This is a genomic window from Saccharothrix carnea (assembly GCF_003014735.1).
Lineage (GTDB): Bacteria > Actinomycetota > Actinomycetes > Mycobacteriales > Pseudonocardiaceae > Actinosynnema > Actinosynnema carneum.
In genome coordinates, this window is record NZ_PYAX01000026.1 from 20,578 (window position 1) to 39,461 (window position 18,884).

15 protein-coding genes are annotated in these 18,884 nt (G+C 74.7%); 4 read left to right on the forward strand and 11 right to left on the reverse strand.

Features of this window, described 5'->3' with window-relative positions; genetic code table 11:
• Positions 1 to 100 precede the first annotated feature (100 nt).
• On the forward strand, positions 101 to 511 hold the full coding sequence (locus B0I31_RS38155; RefSeq protein ID WP_245950749.1) for an ATP-grasp domain-containing protein: 411 nt from the start codon (positions 101 to 103) through the stop codon (positions 509 to 511).
• On the opposite strand, the gene B0I31_RS40225 is transcribed toward B0I31_RS38155, so the two are convergent.
• From B0I31_RS40225 to B0I31_RS38190, 7 genes are all read right to left on the reverse strand, one after another.
• Positions 481 to 2,019 (reverse strand): thiopeptide-type bacteriocin biosynthesis protein, encoded by a 1,539-nt coding sequence (locus B0I31_RS40225; protein ID WP_146174111.1) that lies wholly within the window; start codon positions 2,017 to 2,019, stop codon positions 481 to 483. The two genes, B0I31_RS38155 and B0I31_RS40225, sit on opposite strands and share 31 nt — an antisense overlap.
• Positions 2,016 to 3,110, reverse strand: a complete 1,095-nt coding sequence (locus tag B0I31_RS38165) for a hypothetical protein (RefSeq protein WP_106620253.1) — start codon at positions 3,108 to 3,110, stop codon at positions 2,016 to 2,018. The genes B0I31_RS40225 and B0I31_RS38165 overlap by 4 nt, the downstream gene beginning before the upstream one ends.
• Positions 3,107 to 4,777 (reverse strand): TOMM precursor leader peptide-binding protein, encoded by a 1,671-nt coding sequence (locus tag B0I31_RS38170; RefSeq protein WP_106620254.1) that lies wholly within the window; start codon positions 4,775 to 4,777, stop codon positions 3,107 to 3,109. The genes B0I31_RS38165 and B0I31_RS38170 overlap by 4 nt, the downstream gene beginning before the upstream one ends.
• Entirely contained in the window at positions 4,774 to 6,321 is a 1,548-nt protein-coding gene (locus B0I31_RS38175) for a hypothetical protein (RefSeq protein ID WP_106620255.1), read from the reverse strand. Before B0I31_RS38175 ends, B0I31_RS38170 begins: the two co-directional genes overlap by 4 nt.
• On the reverse strand, positions 6,318 to 7,391 hold the full coding sequence (locus tag B0I31_RS41065; protein ID WP_181320754.1) for a lantibiotic dehydratase C-terminal domain-containing protein: 1,074 nt from the start codon (positions 7,389 to 7,391) through the stop codon (positions 6,318 to 6,320). Before B0I31_RS41065 ends, B0I31_RS38175 begins: the two co-directional genes overlap by 4 nt.
• Positions 7,388 to 9,790, reverse strand: coding sequence for a lantibiotic dehydratase (locus B0I31_RS38185; protein WP_106620256.1), 2,403 nt, complete (start codon positions 9,788 to 9,790; stop codon positions 7,388 to 7,390). The genes B0I31_RS41065 and B0I31_RS38185 overlap by 4 nt, the downstream gene beginning before the upstream one ends.
• Before the next feature lie 63 nt (positions 9,791 to 9,853).
• Positions 9,854 to 10,024, reverse strand: a complete 171-nt coding sequence (locus B0I31_RS38190) for a thiazolylpeptide-type bacteriocin (RefSeq protein WP_106620257.1) — start codon at positions 10,022 to 10,024, stop codon at positions 9,854 to 9,856.
• Positions 10,025 to 10,359: 335 nt separating this feature from the next.
• On the opposite strand from B0I31_RS38190, the gene B0I31_RS38195 reads away from it, so the two are divergent.
• Positions 10,360 to 11,145 (forward strand): AfsR/SARP family transcriptional regulator, encoded by a 786-nt coding sequence (locus B0I31_RS38195; RefSeq protein WP_181320755.1) that lies wholly within the window; start codon positions 10,360 to 10,362, stop codon positions 11,143 to 11,145.
• Here the strand turns inward: B0I31_RS38195 and B0I31_RS38200 are convergent.
• On the reverse strand, positions 11,142 to 12,308 hold the full coding sequence (locus B0I31_RS38200) for an ROK family transcriptional regulator (RefSeq protein ID WP_245950750.1): 1,167 nt from the start codon (positions 12,306 to 12,308) through the stop codon (positions 11,142 to 11,144). The two genes, B0I31_RS38195 and B0I31_RS38200, sit on opposite strands and share 4 nt — an antisense overlap.
• A gap of 242 nt (positions 12,309 to 12,550) precedes the next feature.
• On the opposite strand from B0I31_RS38200, the gene B0I31_RS42840 reads away from it, so the two are divergent.
• A complete protein-coding gene (locus B0I31_RS42840) occupies positions 12,551 to 13,885 on the forward strand; it encodes a cellulase family glycosylhydrolase (protein ID WP_106620260.1) in 1,335 nt (444 codons plus the stop codon).
• A 67-nt stretch (positions 13,886 to 13,952) separates the two neighbouring features.
• Here B0I31_RS42840 and B0I31_RS38210 read toward each other — a convergent pair whose 3' ends face one another.
• A complete protein-coding gene (locus tag B0I31_RS38210; protein WP_245950753.1) occupies positions 13,953 to 14,786 on the reverse strand; it encodes an NYN domain-containing protein in 834 nt (277 codons plus the stop codon).
• Between the two features lie 48 nt (positions 14,787 to 14,834).
• Between B0I31_RS38210 and B0I31_RS41070 the strand changes: the two genes are divergently transcribed.
• Positions 14,835 to 15,002: a hypothetical protein gene (locus B0I31_RS41070; RefSeq protein ID WP_181320756.1), complete on the forward strand. Its 168-nt coding sequence runs from the start codon at positions 14,835 to 14,837 to the stop codon at positions 15,000 to 15,002.
• Here the strand turns inward: B0I31_RS41070 and B0I31_RS38215 are convergent.
• Together B0I31_RS38215 and B0I31_RS38220 are read right to left on the reverse strand one after the other, a co-directional pair.
• Positions 14,999 to 17,764, reverse strand: a complete 2,766-nt coding sequence (locus B0I31_RS38215) for an AfsR/SARP family transcriptional regulator (protein ID WP_342751536.1) — start codon at positions 17,762 to 17,764, stop codon at positions 14,999 to 15,001. The genes B0I31_RS41070 and B0I31_RS38215 overlap by 4 nt on opposite strands.
• A 177-nt stretch (positions 17,765 to 17,941) precedes the next feature.
• Complete coding sequence (locus B0I31_RS38220; RefSeq protein WP_106620263.1) at positions 17,942 to 18,793, reverse strand: DMT family transporter; 852 nt, start codon at positions 18,791 to 18,793, stop codon at positions 17,942 to 17,944.
• Positions 18,794 to 18,884: the final 91 nt, after the last annotated feature.

Genomic DNA, 18,884 nt, shown 5'->3' on the forward strand with positions numbered 1-18,884 from the left:
ACGCTTCGCCGCGACCATACCGGGCGGTGCAGGCGGTGTTCCCGCAGAAAGCGGGCCTGCCGCAGCGGTCCCGGGCGGTGCACGATGGCCAGTCTGTCGGGTGACATCGGCACCGGCGATCGAGGAGTGGGGCCACGCCGTGCTCAAGCCGCGGCGCGGCTGCTTCGGCCGGGGCGTGCTGTTCATCGACAACTTCACCGCGCTGCGGGACGTCGTCGGCTACCTCGACGCGGAACGCGGCGGTGGCGCGGTCGAGTACCGGGACGTGCCCGCCACGCACGCCGCGCTCGCACTCCGCGCGCAACAGGTGTTCGGCCTGCCGCTGCTCGGCCTCGACATCATCCGCCACGAAGGCGAGCCGATCGTGGTGGACGTCAACACCGGTCCCGCGCTCTACCCGGAGCTGTTCGCCGCGGCGGGCCGGTCCCTGCCGCACGAACTGCACCGCGTGTTCACCGCCGCGATCGGCGAGGTCGCCGGTCAGCCGGTGCGGGCCAGCGGCATCAGGTAGACCAGCGCGTCGTCCACGCCGTCCAGGCACAGCACGTCGTGCGCCAGGTCGTCGTAGAAGCCGCCGATCAGGCCCAGCGCCAACCCCGACGACGCGGCGACCAGCGCGAGGTTCTGCGCCAGGTGCCCCGCCTCGGTGAACGCCAGCCGCAGCGCTCGCAGGCCGTAGACCTCCCGCAGCGCGCCGACCCGCGCGTAGAGCGCCAGCACCGCGGGCGTCGTGGCCGGGTCCACCCGGTCCTCGCCGTCGCCGAACCACATAGAAGTCGCCCGCACGTCGTCCACCGGTGGCGCGGGCGCGACGTGCACCAGCGTCCGCCGCACCTCGTCCACTTCGTACACACCCGGTTCCAGGCCGGCCACCCGCCACGCCACCAGCCGCAGCCGGGCGCTGTGCCGCGCACCGGCACTCGGGTAGGGCCTGCGGCCGTCCGGCAGGGCGCCTTGCGCGGTCCACAGCAGAGTGGCCAGCCGCGCGGCGTCGAGCGGGCCGGACAGCTCCGCACCCCGCGCGGTGTGCCGGGTGCGCAGCGCGTCGGCCAGGGCGTCGGGCACGGGCGCGACCTCGGGCAGCGGCACGTCCGGCCACCACGGCGGTGTCGTCGACGGTGTCACCCCGACCTTGCGCGGACCCTGGTCCGGCACGCCCGGCTGGAACCTGCTGGCCGCCAGGTAGCGCCGGTCGGGTGCGGTCGCGCCGTCCTCGTGGAACGGCGTCGGCCCGTCCGGCGCTTCGGCCGTCATCGCCACCAGCCGGCAGGCGGTGCGCTCCTCCTCGGGGCCCAGGCCGAGGCGGTTGAACAGCATGTGCAGCTGCGAAGCCCAGGCGTAACGCGGCAGGTCGGCCGCCCGGACCCGGTCCGCCCAGTAGGCCACCACGCCCGTGGCGTGCGTTTCGAGCCGGTCCCACCGGGCGGCGAGGCGGGTCGCGCGTGCCTCGTGCAGCGTCCGCGCGGCGATGTGGGAGCCGAGCCCGGGCGGTGCGACGGGCTCGCGCGCCTGCCGCCACCCCGTCGCCAGCGAACGCAGCCACGACGCCGCCTCCACCCGGTCCATCCCGAGCGCGATCGTCGTGGCCATCACCAGCTCCACGGCCGCGGTGAACTTCGCCGCGCGCGCGGACCGCAGCACGGCCACCGCGACCTCGGTGCCCCGGCAGAACACCTCCTCGGCGACCGGCAGCGACTCCGGGCCGCCGTACCGCCGCACCTCCGGCTCGTACGGCGTCTCCCGGACGTCACCGTGCGGCAGCCAACCGTCCGCCGCCGCCTCCACCGGGTGATCGGCCGCCGCCACGAGCGAGCGCAACCGACCGGCGAGGTCCACCCCCGCGTCACGCACCCGGACGCGCAGGTGCGGCCCGGCCTCCCAGTACCGCACGTAGAACCAGTCGGCGACCCGTCCCGCCGCGCGGTGCCCGTCCAGCTCGGGCGCGAGGACGTCGGCGAGGAACGCGTCGACGTCCTCGACCGACCACGACAGCCGCACGTGCAGGCTGGTCCACGTCATGGCGTCTCCAGTGGGGTGAGGTCGTAGGTGAAGCCCGCGCCACGCGGGCGGCCGACCAGCAGCAGGTAGAGCAACGCGTGCGACGCGGGCGCGCCGACCAGGGCCTCCAGCGGGCCGTCGTCGGTGCTGCGCGCGGGTCGGCAGAACGCACCGGTCTCCGCCGCGGCCGTGCCGACGTGCTGCGCGACGGCACCCGCCGCGCGCAGCAGGGCCCGGTAGCCGTCCGGACCGCCGGACGCCACCGCGGCGGCCGGGTCGCCGGTCGTCACCAGGGCGAGGTTCATCGAGGCGACGTGGATCGTGCCGGGCGGGTGCCCGAACACCGGTCGCAGCCCCGGCACCGCCGGTCCGGGCGCCACCGGCCGCAGACCGCCGTCCACCGCGTACCAGCCGTCGGCGACGCCCTCCACGTTCCGCACGGCCAACCGGTGCCGCAGGTCGTCGCGCACGGGCGACCCGGCGGGCGGGTGGTCGACGGCGTCGACCACGGCGTGCAGCACGCGCCGGGGCAGTGGCCGGGGATCGGCCGCGATGCCGCGCGGACCCACTCCCGAACTGCGCCGTGCGACGGGGCGCGGGTCAGTGGCGCCGTCGAACGTGACGGTGACGGTCGACCCGGACACCCTGGCGCTCATGCCCCGCCGTGCCGCGTGCTCGACCAACGCCGCCGCGACGTGTCCCACCTCCAGCTCGGTGAGCACGTCACCGAACTCGCGGTAGCCGGGGGAGAGGCGGTCGCGCCGGCGGACCAGCTCGACCCGCACCGGCCCGTCGACCACCGGCGTGCCCGCACCGACCAGCGCGCGCCGCACCGGGTCGAGCAGCCACCGCCCCTCGACGACCAGGTCGACGGTGGCCGCCGCCCGTGCCGAGGGGTACGCCCGGTGGTCGTTGTACTGGTTCCACGGCTCCCACCGCAGCGGTGTCGCCACGTCGGTCAGCAGCCGCGCCAGCGCCGTGCCGAAGCGTCCCCGCAACGCCGTCAGCGGCACGTGCGGCCCGACCGGCGCCGGTGTGCGCGGTGACGCACCCGGCTCGACCACCCGGCCCGGCCCGTGGGTGTACGCGGCGCGCAGGGCGTCGGCGTTCACGGGAACGGGTGGGGCAGCGGGGTACCGGCCGGGCGCAGTCGCGGCAGGCCGTGCGTGCGCCGGTTCAGCTCGCCGAACGTCATCGGCACCGTGCCGGGCACGATCACCTTCGCCGAGTGCAGGCCGAGCCGGTCGCGCACCACCGGGTCGCTCTGGTCGACCGCGATCACCTCCAGCCCGAGCGCCGCCCACGCGCGCACGTAGTGCTCCAGCACCGCGTCCAGGTCGTCCCGGGGCACGTCCGGCACCCGCGGGTCCGCTTCCGGACCGGGTACCAGGAAGTCGTACCGCCCGGCGGCCTCGGCCAGGCCGTTGACGTTGACGTGGTCGTCCATGCCGCGGATCAGCCGCGGTTCGCGCAACAGCCGCCGCAGCCGGTCCGGGTCGTAGTCGTCCGGGTCGACGCGGTAGCGCTTGGCGCCCGCCTCCACGTCCATCGCCACCTCGGCCGCCGCCGACCGCATCGCCGCGTCCGGGTCGAGCCCGGCGCCCGCGGCGAAGAACGCGTGCGGTCGCTTCGGGGAGCGCGCGAGCGACAGCACCGACGGCACGCCCAGGTCGTTCGTGGCGTCGTAGAGCTCCAACCGGTAGCCGAGCTGCTCCAGCCGGTCCGCGAGGTGTGTCGTGACGTCGTCGCGCACGCGCAGGGTGGGCAGCGGCGTGCGCTGGTACCAGGCCATCAGGAACGCGTCCCGTTCGGCGACCTCGAACAGCCCGTACAGCACGGCTTCGGTGAGGCTGTTGCCGGTGCCGCACCCGTTGGACGTCTCGTCCACGAACCGCGCGCCCTCGCCGTGCCCCCAGTACGCCACGTGTTCCGGCACCAGCACCGGACGTCCGTGCGTGTAGGACCAGCCATGCACCCACCGGGTCGGTACGTCCGGGCGGTACGGAACGACGTGCGGCGACTCGTGGTCGGGCAGGCCGAGCCGCGTCGGGTCGAGCGCCCGGTCGCCGAGCTCGGCGAACGACGCCTCCACGACGGTGGTGACGCGCCGGGGCCGCAGGCCCGCGTGCCGTTCCACGGCTTCGTACAGCGCGACCCGTTCGGCCTCGGCGTAGTCGGCGGTGCGGCCGAACCCGGCCTGCCCACCGCCCAGCTCCGCGCTCACCGCCGCCACGGTCAGGTCGCCGATGCGGTGCAGGCCGCCGACCGGGCCGTGCCTGAGGTCGAACAGCTCGCGGTGCAGGGCGTCGCCCGCGGTGAGCGGGTTCGGTCCGCGCAGCGTGCCGGGCACCACCGCGACCGGTTCGCGGACCACCGCCTCCGGTGCGTCGTCGGGCAGCGGCCCGCACGTCGCACAGCCACCGGACCGCGGCCGGACGCGGTGCTCGCCCACCGTCGCCAGGTCGGTCCGCAGCGCCAAGACCTTGTCGCGGTACGCCTCCGGGTCGGCCAGCACGCGCTCCACCAGCACCGCCACCAACGGCCGTAACGCCGCCGACGCCAGGCCGCCCAACCCCATCCGCCGGTCGTCGCGCGGCACGGACGGGCCGAGCGTCGCCAGCCGCGCGTCCTCGGCGCACGCCACGCACACCCCGTCCGACACCGGGCCGATCAGCACCAGCGCACCGTCGAACCGCACCGGCAGCACGGGGCCGTCCGCGCCGACGCCGTCCAGGTCGCCGATCGCGTAGTCGGCCAGCTCCACCACCCGCACGGTCACCGCCCGCCTTCCGCCACCGCGAACGCCACCAGACCCGCCGCCTCCAGCACCGGGCCGAGGGGCACGGACTTGACGTCCGCGCCGAGCGCCCGCAGGTCGTCCTGGAACGCCTCCTCGCCGTCACGCAGCCCGTACGGCCAGTGCCAGTCCCGGTTCGTCCACGGCGCGGCGGCGCCATCGGGCTCGGCGAACGGCGCGGCGCCGCACAGCACCACGGTGTCTGCCACCCCGGCTTGCGCCCGCCCGGCGGCGGCCATCGCGGCGAACGCGACCGCGTCCGCCGGTGACGCCTCCACCGCCCAGGACAGCTCCTCGCCGTCCGCCCGCACCACCGCCCGGACCACGCCCGGACCGAGCCGGGTCACCTCGGCCGAAGCGGGCAGGGCGAACCGCAGCGCCACGGCCTTCCACCACCGCCGGGCGGTCGGGTCGGCGGCCCACTCGTCCTCGGTGACCGGGGTACCGGCCAGGTGCCGGACCGCCGTGCGCAAGGCCGAGCCGAGCGCGTGCACGCGATCCGCCCCGAGCACCACGTCGTCCGGTGCGAGCGCACGCGCGGCGCGGAGCAGGGCGTCGAGCCGGGCGGCGTGCTCGGTCGTGCCGAAGCCGACCACGTCACCGGCCGCGGCCAGCTTCACCGGCAACTGCGGCAGGTCACCGGGCAACGGCGTGGGCACCGGGCCCAGCTCGCGGTTGCCCAACACCTCCAGCAGGGTGCCGTTCGGCTCCCTCGGCCGCACCTCCGACAGCCACGGGTGGTACTCGGCGTGCAGCGGGTCGAGCCGCGCCACCAGGACGGGCTGGTGCGGCGGCCCGGTCGGGGGCACGTCGCTCCACATGTCCACGACCTCCGTGGCCGGATCGGGCAGTCCGCCCACCGCGCACACCAGCCGGTGCGCCGCGGCCGACCCGACGAGCGCGGCCAGCACCTCCGGCGGCGTGCCCGGGGCACCGGCCAACCGCCGCGCCACCGCCGCCGCGTCGGCCTCCACCTCCGCCACCGCACCCGGCGCGACCGCGAAACCGACGTCCGCCGCGCACCCGGCCGCGACCGCGGCCCCGCCACCCGCCACCAGCAGCCCGGGACCGGGCCGGACGGGCGCGACCGCCAGACCCGCCGCGACCAGCGCCCGGTGGGCGTGCGCGGCCAACGCGCCATCACCGGTCACGACCACCGTCACCGAGCGCAGCCGCCGCCACGCCTCGAGCGGTGACGGGGCGACCGACTCCAGCCAGCTCGCGATCTCCGCGGGCGGCGCGTCCTCACCCCACTCGCCGGGCACCTCCACCAGCATGTCGTGCTCGCGCAGCTGGCCGATGAGCAGCTCCAGCGCCCGCGCCACCGCAGGCGGGGCGTTGTCCGGCACGGCCAACTGCTCCGGCGGGACGCCTTCGGCGAGCGGACCGGCCAGGCGTTCCCAGATCGTCCACAGGCCCTTGCCGCCGTCGAGGGTGAAGCTGGACCGCCAACCCCGCACGTGCAGACCGGTCGCGGTGGGCGTCGCGTGCACGATCGGCCGCAGCCGCACCGAGTTCGGGCTCATCGGGTCACCTTCACCATCTGCTGGACGTGCTCGGGCCACTCGACGCCGGTGATCCGCGGCACCGCCCGCACGACCAGGCTCGCCGCGAGGTAGCGCTCGACCGGCGTCACGTCGCACACCGCCAGCAGCCGGTAGAGCATGTTGGTCCCGAACCGGTAGACGGTGACGGGCCGCTGGTAGTCCGGGTGGTCGAAGTCCACTTCGCGCAACCTGGCGTGGTAGTCGCTGATCCGGTCGGCGTGGTCGCGGTGCCAGCGCCGGATCGCCTCGTCCTCGCCCATCTCCAGCGCGCGTTCGCCGAGGTGCGTCGAGTAGGCGGTGGGCAGCTCGCCGCGGTCGAACACCTCCTCGACCACCGCGCGCGTGCCGTCCGTCCACGCCGTCCACGGCGTGACGATCGCGCCCTCGGCGACACGCCGCACGGTCGCCACCACCTGGTCGGCGTTGCGCTCCCACACCCCGTCGAACCGCCGGCGCAGCACGCCATCGGGATCGCTGTGCAGCAGGAACCCTTCCAGGTGCGACAGGAACGAGTGGTAGCCGTTCACCAGTCCCGCCGGGAACCGGCTCGCGTGCGCCGTCATCGCGACCATCGCGAGCCGCACGCGCGACTGGCTGGTGCCGTCCGCGGCCACGGCGCCCCGGACCGCGGGCACACCCAGCCGCAGGCACCGGGCGCGCAGGTCCACCAGCACATCGGATCCCAGCAGTTCCCGCAGGACCGTCAGGTCGGTCGGCTCGACGACCACGGTGTTGTCCGGGTGGATCGGCTCGTACGGCGGCGGCACCAGCTCGGCGATCCCGTTCTGCCGCGACTGCGCCAGCAGCACGGTGTGCGCTATGTCCACTGTGGACGGGTGGGCCGCGAGGTGTGTGCGCAGCCGTGCGGCGACGAGCTCCGCCGCCTCCTCCGAGCCGAGTCGCACCCGCAGGTGCGGCCCGTGCAACCAGTGCCGCTCCACGTGCCCGGCCGCGCCACCGCGCTCCGCCTCCGCCAGCGCGGGCAGCACGGCGTCGCGGAGCAACGGCGCCTTCACCGGGTCGTGGTAGTAGCAGACGACGTCGGTCACGATGCCCTCCAGTACGTTTCCGCGATCAGTTCGACCACCCGGCCGCCGGCGCCGGGCACGGGCAGCGCCTCGGTCAGCCGCACGCCGTCGGGGAACCGCGCCAGCAGACGCGGCAGGCAGCGCAGGTGCAACGGGTCGCCCAAGTCGACGTACTGCGGCTTGCCCGCGGTGAGCGCCCGTTGGTAGGCGTCGACCGACACCGGACCCCGGTCCGGCCCGACGAAGACGTGCTCCGGCAGCCCGTGCCGGGCCCGCAACCGCGCCACGTCGAGCCCCGCCCGTTCCTCCGCGCCGACCTCGGGCGGCACGGCGAAGTCCCAGGAACGGCGCGCCAGCACGATGTCCCCGTACGTCAGCCGCCCCTGGGAGGTCACCTCGCCGTCCGCGGTGGCGGTGCGCAGCCGGTCGAGGTCCACCCACCCGCAGGCGAGGTCGGAGTACAGCGCCACCTGCCGGTCCGGCAACGCCAACGGGATCAGGAAACCCAGATACAGCACGTCGAGCGGGACACCGCCGTGCGTCACGCGCACCTCGTCGGTCACCGGGTCGTGCCGCACGTCCAGCTCGTCGGCCGCCAGGTCGGCCCACCGGGCGTCCTCGCCGACCTCCCGCGCGCCGAGCAACGGGTGGAGGTTGGCGTTGAAGCCCTGGACCGGCCGGAACTGCACCGGATCCGTGGTGTGGCGGCGCACCTGGCGGGTCACCGCGTCCCGCGCGCCGGGCAGCAGGTCCAGGAACCGGCTGGTGAACTTGCCGAACCCGGCGTACACGCGGTTGACCACGAGCCGCCCGTCGTGCGTCGGCTGGGCGAAGAAGCCGTACGAGCCGGTGCGGCGGGTCGCCCACGCGGGCAGCAGATCGGCGGCGGACGCCAGCACGTCGTCGGTCACCACGCCGTCGCGCACCTGCCCGGCGAGCTTGTCGCGGGTCTCGACCACCGCGCGGACGTCGGGATCGTCCACGCGGTCGGTGTCCATGGAGTCCTGCCACGCTTGGGACAGCGGCCCGGAGCAGTCGGCGAGCGTGGCGACACCGCCCACGCCGAACCGCTCGACGAACCTGGTCCGGATCAGCCGGCGCAGCAGCACGTGCTGGTCGAACGCCACCAGCAACGGCGTGAGGCGGGTCAAGGCGGGCACGGCACCCGGCGGCACGGGCACCGGCTCGGGCAGCACCACGTCCTCGACCACCGGGGTCACGCCGGTCAGGTCCGCGCCGACCCGCTCACCGAGGTCACGCCACCCGGCGGAGAGCCGCGCGAGGACGGCGGCACGGGTGGGCGGGTCCGCGGTGGCGAACGAGGCGGTGGTCGTGGCGAGCTCCCGCAACCGGCGGGCGGTGTCACCGTCTGTCGGCGCGAGCCAGGAGGCCAGCGAGCCCACCGCGTCCGGGTCCTGCGGGTGGATCGGGGACACCGGCACCAGCAGGCCCAGTTCCCGGGTCTTGGCCACGAACGGCGCCGCGCCCTCCGGCTTGCCCAGCTTCGCCGCCAACGCCGCCACGATCCGGTCCGGTGCCAGCCCGTCCGGCCCGGCGGCCCGCAGCACCTCGACGACGAACCGCAGCGGCCGTGTCGCCGCGACGTCCACCTCTTCCTCCCGCACCACCGCGGCCCGGCCGACACCTCCGACCGGCACGTCCCGGCGGAACAGCAAGCGCCCGTCCCGTTCCCGCAACCCCGGCGCGAGGCGGTGCGGCAGCGCGGGACCCAGGGCGTCGACCAACCGCGTCACCAGCAGCCGGTGCACCGCCGGGTGCGACACCGGCTCGGCCGCCGGCCACGGCCCGTCACCCCACGCGCCCCAGCCGACGTGCGTGTACCAGGACAGGGGACTGGTCTTGGCGGTCGCCCGCAACGCGTACCGGAGCACGGTCGGTTCCGCCTTGCGCGCCTTGCGGTCCGGCTCACCCCGGCCGCGCGCGGTGCGGTCCACGCCGTGCAACAGGTCCGGGCCGGTCAGCACGCTCGCCCGGCGCAGCGCGTCGGTCGCGCACACCTCCGCGAGCCACCGGCGCGCGGCGGCCAGGTCGTGCGGCCACGCCGCCAGCACCGCGTCCACCGCCCGTGCCCGTTCCTCGTGCGCCGCCAACCACCGCGCCAGCAACGGCACCCGTTCGGGCAAGCCGCCGAAGTCTCCGGGACGCGGCGGCCGACCGTTGTGCACGTCACGGCGCAGCGGCAGCACGACCCTGTGGTGGAACGCGGGGGAGTGGCCGCCCGCGCTGTCGTGCAGGGCGTCGGCGAGGTCGGGTGCCAGCGCGGCGATCCGGGCCTCGGCCGCGACCACGGCGTCCAGCCCGGTCCGCACGCCCGAGGGTGCCGGCCGGGGGTGCGCCAGCGCGGCCACCCGGACCAGCGCGTACGGCGCGAGTTCGGTGGTGATGCGGTCACTGGCCATCCGGTGCTCCCGTGGTGTGGGCCGGGAGCGCCCACGCGTGGACGCTCCCGGCTCCGGTCGGACTCAGCCCAGGGTCGTCGGCAGCTGCGGCTGCTGGCAGCAACAGCACGAGGTGCCGCTGCACGAGCACGCCGCCGCCGAGGCGCCGGTCTCCGGCAGCGCCACCGCGTCACGCATCGCGGTCACGGCCAGGTCGCCCAGGTCGAGTTCCGAGTCGTCGAAGGTCAGGTCCATCGGGTCACGTCCTTCCTGCTCCAGTGCGGCGGCACCGGGATCGGCGCGCCGCGTCGGGTGGTGCCGCCGGCCCGCCCGGGATCGGCACCGACCCGTCGCGGCGACCGGCGACCCGCGACGCGCTCGGCGTTGCGGATCCCCGAATCGGGATGCGGCGGGACCATCGGGTGCCTCCCCGCGGTGCGGGTGGCGAACCGCACGCTCTCACCTGCCGGTATACGTCCGGTATGCGTTGCGCCGTCCGGTGGTTCGCGGCGTTCGGCGTACCGCCGGGCACTTCTGGCCTCGACATACCGTGGGCGGTGACCGAGGGGTTCGAGGTGGGGAGATCCGGGGTGTCGATCCGTTCGACGTCGCTGGTGCAGCGGGAAGTCGACATCCGACTGTTGGGCGGGCCCGCCGTGAGCGGGCCGAGGGCGACCGACGTGGTGCCCGGAGGGGTGAAGTCGCGGACGTTGCTGGCCGCGCTGGCACTGGACGCCGGTTCGGCCGTGTCCATCGAACGCCTGATGGACTACCTGTGGGAGCGCGAGCCACCGCGCAGCGCGCTCAAGAACCTCCAGCTGTACGCGTCACGCCTGCGCCGTTGCCTGGACGCGGCGAACACCGGCTTCTCCCGCCTGCTGGTCCACGTCGGCCACGGCTACCGGCTGGACGTGCCCGCGCAGGCCGTGGACGTGTTGCGCGCGGGCGGTTCGCTGCGCGACGGCGTGGCGGCGCTGCGCCGGGGCGAGCCGCGGTACGCCGTCGTCGCGTTGACCGAGGCGCTGTCGGGGTGGCCGGTCGACGGCCTGGCCGGGCTGGTGCCGTCGGGTCCGGCCACTGCGGCGGCGGCGTTGTGGCGGGAACGCCGGATCACCGCCGTGGAGCACCTCGCGACGGCGAAGGTCGAGCTGGGCGCGTGGGAGGAGGCGGCGGACCTCCTGGCGTCGCACGCGTCCGCCCACCCGACCCGTGAACCGTCGCAGGTGCTGCTGATGCGCGCGTTGGCGCACCTGGGTGACCGGGTGGGCGCGATCGCCGTCTACCGCAGGCTGTGGCGGGTGCTGGACGCGGACCTGGGCATCCGGCCCGGTGGCGAAGCGCGTGCGGTGTTCGAGGGGTTGCTGGGCAACGCCTAGCGCCGCCGGTCGAGTTGCGGCCGCTCGGAGATGGCGCCGGTGATCGTGGCCTTGATCGCGAGCGCGGCGCCGGACCGGGCCCACTCGGTGAAGTCGAACGGCCGCGCGTCGAGGTCGATCAGGTCGGGGTCGTCCTCGTAGGTGTCCTCGATGCCGTCGTGCACGAGTTCGGACGACACCTCGTACAGCGGCAGGCCCTCGCCGGTCAGCAGGACCTTCTGCGGGTCGATGACGTTGGCGACGGTGCCGATGAGGACACCGAGCGCGTAACCGGCCTCGGCGAACACCTGCCCGGCCTCCCGGTCGCCCGCGCGGACCCGGTCCAGGGCCTCCTCGTAGGTCGGCCGCCCCGCCAACCGCCGCAGCATCACCTGCGTCATCAGGTAGCTGGAGATGCAGCCGCGCCGCCCGCAGCCGCACTGCGGGCCCTTGGCGTCGACCAGCGTGTGGCTGAAGTGCGGCGGCAGCCCGTGCGAGCCCGCGACCAGCCGCCCGTCCACGATCAGCCCGGTGCCGACGCCCGCGCCGACGGTGATCACTGCCAGCGACCTCAGGCCCGCGCCCGGGCCGAACCAGTGCTGTGCCGCGGTCAGCGCCTGCACGTCGTTGTCGACCGCGGTGGGCACGCCGGTCGCCCGCGTCACCGCCGCCTTGAGCGGCACGTCGGTCCAGCGCAGGAACTCGTCCCACGCGACCAGGCCGTCGAGCACGACACCGCCCAGCGTCACCCCGATGCCCGTGACGCCGGGGAACCGCCGGGCGACGTCGGCGATCTGGGCGACGACTTCCTCCGGTGCACAGGAGCGCAGCGGCTCCTCGGCCGCCGCGACGGGGGTGGCGGTCAGGTCGGTGACCGCGGCGAAGAGCCGTTCGGGGGTCAGCTTCACGCCGAGGAACCGGTGGGCCGCGCCACGCACGTGCAGCATCTCCGATGGGCGGCCGGCCGAGGAACGCGGTCTGGTGTCGCCTTCGACCAGCAATCCCCGCTGCACCAACGCCTTGGCCACGCGGGTCAGGGTCGGCCGGGACAGCCGCAGGCGGCCGGCGATCTCGGCCCGGGACAGCGGACCGTGGATCAGCACCTCCAGCAGGACGTCGCGCGGTACCTCGCTCAGCTTCGGCCAGGAGGAGGTGGCGACACCGGTGTCCGCTTCGGAGATCACGGCTCGAACATAGCGGCGTTCTGGGATCGCTCCCAGTCCTAGGCCCATCGGAGGATTACCCACTGCAATGTTGCGCAACTCGGATCTTGACGGCCGGGGGCCTCGACCGTAGCGTAACCCATAAGTTCCATTCGGAAACTAATACCGGTCGCATCGTGGGCGTCACTGTGCGACAGCATTACTGGGAGCGTTCCCAGAGCTGGAGCGGGCCGAATCTCGACTCAACGAGGTGTCGAAGAGCCATGAGAAGCAGAATCGCCATGATCAGCGCCGCGCTGCTCGTCGTCGCGGGCTTCGGGCTGACGGTCCTGCCGCAGGCACAGGCGGCGGTGGGGCTGCACGTCAGCGGTACCAGGATCGTCGAGGCCAACGGGCAGCCGTTCACCATGCGGGGCGTCAACCACCCGCACGTCTGGTACACCGGCCGGACGAGCTCGTTCGCCGACATCAAGGCGACGGGCGCGAACACCGTGCGGGTGGTGCTGGGCACCGGCAAGCGGTGGGGGCCGTCCGACGACGTGCCCGCCGTGATCGACCTGTGCAAGCGCAACCGGATGATCTGCGTGCTGGAGGTGCACGACACCACCGGCTACGGCGAGGAGGCCGCCGCCGCGTCGCTGGACGAGGCCGCCGACTACTGGATCAGCCGGAAGGGCGCCCTGGTCGGCCAGGAGGACTACGTCGTCATCAACATCGGCAACGAGCCGATCGGCAACGTCGACGCCGCCCAGTGGACCGATGCCACCGCCAACGCCATCAAGAAGTTGCGCGCCAACGGCTTCCAGCACCTGCTGATGGTCGACGCGCCGAACTGGGGCCAGGACTGGCAGCACGTCATGCGGGACAACGCCAAGGCGGTCCTCGACGCCGACAGCGCACGCAACACCGTGCTGTCCATCCACATGTACTCCGTCTACAACACCGCCTCCAGCATCACCGACTACCTCGACCGCGTCCAGGCCAAGGGCTGGCCGCTGGTCATCGGCGAGTTCGGGTGGCGGTTCGCGCCGAACGAGGTGGACGACGAGACGATCGTGCGCGAGGCGCAGGCCCGCGGCCTGGGCTACCTGGCCTGGTCGTGGAGCGGCAACTCCGACCCGATCCTGGACATGGTCGCCGAGTTCGACCCGGCCCGGCTCACCACCTGGGGGCAGCGGATCGTCAACGGCCCCAACGGGATCAAGGCCACCGCCAAGGAAGCCACCATCTTCGGCGGCACCACCACGACCACCACCACGTCCACGACGACCACCACCACCACGACTCCCGGCGGTGGACTCGCCTGCACCGCCAGGTACACGGTCGTCCACCAGTGGCCGGGCGGTTTCCAGGGCGAGGTCCGGGTCACCGCCGGCAGCGCGCCGATCAAGGGCTGGACGGTCGGGTGGACGTTCGCCGACGGGCAGACCATCACCAACGCCTGGAACGCCGCGGTCACCAGCAGCGGATCGGCTGTGACGGCCCGCAACGCCAACTACAACGGCACCCTCTCCGCCGGGGCGAGCGCCACGTTCGGGTTCACGGCCACGTCGCGCGGCGCCAACACCGCGCCGATGGCGTCCTGCACCGCGAGCTGACCGGAACCGCCGCTGCGCGGACCGGTCCCACCGGTGCGCGGACGTGCCGGCGTCCGCGCACCGGCGGTCACTCGAACCGGATGGACTCCGCCCGGGGGTACTTCCGGCCCGGTGACGGCACCGGCGACCCGGTGAACGACACCGGCGTACCGGTGGGCACCATGGCGACGCCGACTGGCAGGTCGTCGCGGGAGGCGTACCACGAGCCGCCGCGGGTGTCGGTGATGAAACCGTGCGGCTGCCCGCTCTTCCAGGCGGTCACCGTCCCGCGTCGACGGCCGCGCGGCGTGCCCGCGGGGGAGGCCACGACCTCGGAGGACCGCACGAACGGGCGGCTCAACGGGTAGTCGGCGCGGTCGGCGGGCGCGAACAGGTCGTCGAACGCGGGCGTCAGCGTCGCCGCCGCCCGCAGCGGCGCGGCGCTGCGCGGCGTCCACGCGGGCAGCGACTCGGGTGCCGACCGGTCGTCCACGACCGGCACCACCACGCCGACACCGCGCGCGGTCAGCCGGGTGGCCAGCGGCGTGAAGTCGGCGTCGCCGGTGATCAGCACGACCCACTGCAGCGGCACGGTGGTCGCGCGCTCCCAGGCTTCGAGTGCGAAGTGGACGTCGACGCCCTTCTCCTTGCCGCCGTGCAGCGGGAGGTCGTGCCGGATGACGCCGGCGGCGGCCAGGGCCGCGTCGAACGACGCCGCCGGGGTCTCGATGCGTCCACGCACGTAATGCGCCTCGTGCAGCACGCAGTCGTCGAGCGCGCTTCCGGTCTCGGTGTGCAGGTACCAGCGCAACGCGTCGTGCAGGCCGTCCAGCGAGACCCGCGCGCCCCGCGGATGGGCGGTGGCGTAGTAATCGCTCAGGTAAGCGAACCACGTCCCGTCGTAGAACACCCCGATGCGCACGATCTCCCCTGGTGGTTTGGGCCGTCACCGAAGGGATACACCACCTGGGTGAGCACACCCGAACCGGACCCCGTCACCGCGGCCGAACAGGAGCGGGAACCGGACTTCGCCGACGAGCACTCGCGGCCGACGTTCGCCGACGAACAGGCCGAAGAGGACCACACCACACCGGACGAGTCGACGCCGGCGGACTCCGGCGGGATGGACCCCGGCTAACCGAGGGTGTCCAGCTTCTCCCGCACGCGCCGCGCCTCGGCGTGACGACCCTGCTGCCGGTACAGGTCGAGGGCTTCCCGCCAGGTCGCGCGCGCCTCGTCGGCCTGGCCCAGCGCGGCCTGCGGGTGGCCGAGGCGTTCGAGGGAGTCGGCGGCGGACGTGGTGTTGCCCAGGCCGCGGCGCAGGGCGATGGCCTGCCGGTAGTGCTCGACGGCGAGCCCGTGGTGACCGGTCCGGTGGTCGATGTAGCCGAGGCTGTCGAGGACGTCCGCCTCACCGCTGCGGCCGTGGTGGCGCCGGTGCAGGGCGAGGGCGGCGTGGCAGTGCGCGCGGGCCGTGTCGTAGTCGCCGAGGCGGGCGGCGCACCACCCGACCGCGTTGAGGCCGCGGGCTTCCCACACCGGTTGGTCGAACTCGCGGTAGAGGTCCAGCGTGCGCCGCGCGTGCTCCAGGGCCCGCCGGTCGTCGCCGCGTTGCAGCCACGCCCACATGAGCTCGTGGTGGCTGTGCGCCTGTTGGGTCAGGTCGTGGTGGTGCTCGGCCTGGGCGAGGGCGCGGTGCAGGTGCTCGGTCGCCTGCTCGAACCGCCCGAGCTTGGTGTGCGCGCGGCCCAGCCGCCGGTGGGCCAGCATGCGGGGGACCGGGTCGGTCAGGTGCTCGGCCGCCCGCAAGGCCGTCCGCCAGACGACCAGCTGGTCCTGGAGGTGGCCGCGCCGCTGGTGGAAGTTGGTCAACGACCACGCCAACTGCCACACCACGTCGTGCCGGTCGTGGGAGGCGGCGGCCTGCTGCACGGCGAGCACGTGCGGGTGCTGGGCGTCCAGCCACGCCATCGCGGCCGATTCGTCGGGCAGGGGGTGGGGTCGGGCGCCGGGTGCGGGCGGGTCGAGGTGGATCGGCTGGGCGTGGGGGTCCAGGAGCCCTTCGGCGGTGCGGGCGGTGTGCAGGTAGTGGTCCACGAGCCGGTCCGACGCCTCCTGCCGCACGTCGTCGCTCAGGTCGCGTTCGGCGGTGGTGGCGGCGTAGGTGCGGATGAGGTCGTGCATGCGCCAGCGGCCCGCGGTGTCCTGCGCGACCAGGGAGGCTCGTTCCAACGCGCGCAGCACGGCCCGGGCCCGGGCAGGGGAGAGACCGGTGAGCCCGGCGGCGGCGGGCAGGCCGATGTCGGGGCCGGGTGCGCTGCCCAGCAGGGCGAACGCGGTGGCCTGCTCGGGCGTGAGGGCGCGGTGGGACCACGACAGCACGGTGGGCAGGCTGGCCGTGGGGTCGCCGTCGTCCAGCGCGTCGAGGCCGAGGTCGCGCAGTTCCGCGACGAGCGCGGCGGTCGGCAGGCGGGGCCGGGTGCAGGCGTGGCCCGCGACGATGTTCAACGCCAGCGGGAACCCGCCGCAGAACCGGATCAGCTCCCGCACCGACGCCGGGTCGGCCTCGACCCGCTCCGGGCCGAGCCGGTCGGTGAGCAGCGCGCGTGCCTCGGCGTCGGACAGCACGTCCAGCGACACGTGCTGCGCGCCGTGACCCGTGACCAGGCCGGACAGCCGGTTGCGACTGGTCACGACCACCGTGCTGAACCGGCCGCCGGGCAGCAGCGGCAGCACCTGGGCGGTGTCGACGGCGTTGTCCAGCACCAGCAGCACCCGCTGGTCGGCGACCAGGCTGCGGAACAACGCCGCCTGCGCGTGCAGGTCGACCGGGATGCGATCGGCCGGGACGCCCAGCGTGTGGAGGAAACCGCGCAGCGCCACCGCCGGGTCCATCGGCGCGCTGTCGGGGCTGAACCCCCGCAGGTCCACGAACAGCTGCCCATCGGGGAACTCGCCCGCGTGCCGGTGCGCCCAGTGCAAGGCCAGTGACGTCTTGCCGATGCCTCCCGCGCCGACGATCGCGGAGACGGCGGCCGGGTTGGCGTCCAGGCGGTCCAGCTCGTCGCGGCGGCCGACGAACGACGGTGGCGCAGCGGGCAGTTGGCGCGGCACGACCACCGGCGTGATCACCGGCTCGGCGGGCGTGGCCGCGGGTGCCGAGAGGGCGGTGTCGGCGGCGAGGATCCGCTGGTGCAGCTCTTGCAGCGCGGCGCCGGGCTCCGTGCCCAGGTCGTCCACCAGGCGCCGGCGGACCTGCCGGTAGTGCGCCAGCGCGTCGGCGGTGCGCCCGGCGCGGTGCAGCGCCAGCACGTACTGGCCGGCCAGCCGTTCGTCGAGGGGCCACTCGACGACCCGGGTGGCGAGGTCGGGCACCAGGTCCTCGCCGTGACCCAGCCGCAGCAAGGCGTCCACGAGGTCGTGCTCCGCGTCCAGGCGCTCCTGGTGCAGCCGCACCCGTTCGGCCGCCGCCCACCCGCCGCCGAGCCCGGTCAACGCCTCACCGCGCCACAGGCCCAACGCCTCCCGCAGCAGCGCCGCGACCCGGCCGTCGTCACCGGCGCACGCGCGCGCCCGGGCCCGTCGATCGCGGAACCGGTGCAGGTCGATCGCCGCCGGGTCGACTTCCAGCGCGTAACCGCCGGGTCGGCGCGCGATGTCGCCGGCACCGGCGGCGGCCAGCACGTGGCGCAACCGGGACAGGTAGCTCACCAGCGTCGCGCGGGCCCGCAACGGCGGCGCCTCGTGCCAGACCCGCTCGATCAGCCGCTCCACCGACACCACGCGCCCGACGTCCACCGCCAGCGCCGCGAGCACGCGGCGCTGCCGATCCGGCCCCGGGTCGAGCGTGCGATCACCCACCGCGACGGCCACGTCCCCCAACAAGCGGAAGTCCGCCACCAAGCCCCCTCGGATCACCCCAGCCCCACCGGCTGCATACCACTCCGACCGGCCGTCCTGGGCGTTACGCGGTCAGTTCACACGTTCGGGGCACACCGGCGCGGCCACTGCGACGTCGTGCTCACCGACTGATCGCGCGCCCTCCCGGTGGGCCGGGGCGGTCGCGGTCCAGCGGGATCAGGGCGTTCGCGGCGCGGGCGCGTGATCGGCCCGCAGCGCGGCCAGGCGGCGGTGGTGGAAGCGGGCGAGGACGGCGATCCCGGTCAGCGACACGACGGCGCTCGCCACCAGGACCACCACCGTGCCGCGGCCCGCGCCCTGGGTCTCGTCCAGCAGCACCATGCCGATCCACGCGGCGACGATCGGGTTCAGCACGGTCTGGCCGGCGACCACGAGGTCCGCCGGACCGCTCGCGTACCCCAGTTGGATCAGCGACGCGCCGACCAGGAAAGCCAGCGCCAGGCCGACGAACGACACCCACGGCACCCGCGGCAGCGAGGTCGCCACGTCCCGCACCAGCACGGCGACCAGCCCGTAGGCGGCACCCGCGCCGGCGGCGAGCGCGAGGGCACGCGCCGTCCCGCTCCGCAGCGCACCGACGAGCACGAACGCGCACACCACACCGGCGACGACCTGGCCCGCCCGCAGCGCCACCGCCGGCGGCACGTCCGTCGTCACCGCGGACCGCGCGGCGATCGCGACGAACGTGCCCACACCGCACGTCGCCGCCATCACGGCCACCATGAACCCGCGCGTCACCTGGCGGACCCCGATCGCCGCGATGATCGGCAACGACAGCACCGCCAGCGGCGCCACGACCGTCACCGGGGCCAGTGCCAGGGCCAGGATCTGCAGCACCGCGGCGACGAACAGCACCGAGAACCCGAGCAGCCACTTCCGGTTGCGCGCCAGTCGGGTGAACCTGCGCACGGTGAGGTCGCCGACGTCCTGGACGCCGACGTACTGCAGCGCCGCGCCCACGGCGCTCAGCACCGCGGCCGTAAGCCCGCACAGGATCGCGATCCCCACGTGCCCAGAGTAGGTGCCGTCCGGGGTCGCGTGCGGTGGTCGTTGCCCACGAACGGTCGCTGTTCAGCGCGATCCGCGGCCGTTACCGTCG